This window comes from Intestinibacter sp. (assembly GCF_051866655.1).
Classification (GTDB): domain Bacteria; phylum Bacillota; class Clostridia; order Peptostreptococcales; family Peptostreptococcaceae; genus Intestinibacter.
Genome location: NZ_JBJDXL010000543.1, coordinates 1 through 1344 on the forward strand (window position 1 = coordinate 1; position 1344 = coordinate 1344).

A 1344-nucleotide genomic window follows, 5' to 3' on the forward strand; every position below is an offset into this window, starting at 1 on the left:
TCGGTTTTTGGTCAACTAACCTCGGATTTCGGTCAGACACATTACATATATCGATGAATTTTGACAAAACAATTAAACTGCATCATCATCGACTACCTGCTCCTCAATCAAAAGCTTCTCATATTCCTCATCTAAATTATAAAGCGAATAAGTTCCATTTGCCTTAAGCGTGTATCGCTTCAAGATTCCCTTATCCGCCATTTTCTTAAAATGTCTATATATCACAGTTTTTTGTACGTTCAAAATTGGATAATTATCGCAAACCCCACTGTAGTTGACCCAATAGTATGTCTCTCCAGCTATTTCTTTTTTCACCATGTTTCCTGATTCACTAAATCTAACAAACCATCTTAAAAGCAGCAAATCCACAATATCCAATCCCATCTCGCAGGCTGCCTCTTGAGAAAATCCATAAAGTACCTTTTGCACAAAATCCCCTCCCTCGTAAATATATTTACTTATTAATTAGATTTTTAGACACAATTTTCCTTCATGTTCAAAATTCTGCTACAATTAAAGTAGGATATATATTAGATTTCCTAATATAATCATTCATCTAACATCTAAAATAAATAAAATTTACAAGGGAGGAAATGTAATGGAATATTTCAACAGCTTATACAACAGACTGGAAGGAAATAATGAAAAACAAATGCAATTATTTTTAATAAGAGAAAATGCAATCAATGAAATACACAACGCCAATGTTCTAGCTCAATTGCATACCAATCCTAGCTTTACAGAAAAATGGACTAAATTAACACCAGAGCAAAGAGTCGTAGAAAAGGTATCAATCGCCAAATCTGTTGGAAAATCACATGTTCCACATACTATGCCCGCACCTAAAACAGATGGCGAGGTGGCTTTTATTATACAGGTAAATTACGAACCTGCTTTTAATAATTGTATTTCGCTATGTATCCAAGGTGGTCTTGAAGGATTATACAAGAGCCAAATCTATTTAAAAAATAAATCTAAAATTATGGACTACAATATCATAGTGACAAACGCAGCCCAAGTTGATCTATCTAAGTTTAAAGAAAATATAGAAATACTCAATTCTGTCTATGATTGTTTTAATATAAAAATTGTAGAAGCCGCTGAAAATAAATCAAATGACGAAACAAATAAACCTGATAAGAAAGAAGAAGCTCCTAAGAAGAAAGGTTTCTTGTCTAGACTTTTTAAAAAATAAATCTTTTTAATATAAAACCAAAACAAGCACCTCAGCGAAACTGCCAAGGTGCTTGTTAAATTCTACTTCTATTTACTACTCATCCAAACCAAATTATATCTAGTAACTCCATTATCTGCAGTAGTCTTATTATACAGCTTACACCCAAA

The 1344-nt window shown here is 32.4% G+C and carries 2 protein-coding genes; one reads left to right on the top strand and one right to left on the bottom strand.

From position 1 onward, the window contains the following. Positions 1 to 72 precede the first annotated feature (72 nt). Entirely contained in the window at positions 73 to 429 is a 357-nt protein-coding gene (locus tag ACI3VO_RS16380) for a hypothetical protein (protein WP_439758938.1), read from the bottom strand. Between the two features lie 169 nt (positions 430 to 598). Between ACI3VO_RS16380 and ACI3VO_RS16385 the strand changes: the two genes are divergently transcribed. Beyond that, positions 599 to 1195 carry a hypothetical protein gene (locus tag ACI3VO_RS16385; RefSeq protein WP_439758939.1) on the top strand — a complete coding sequence of 199 codons (597 nt, stop codon included), beginning with the start codon at positions 599 to 601 and terminating at the stop codon, positions 1193 to 1195. Positions 1196 to 1344 lie beyond the last annotated feature (149 nt).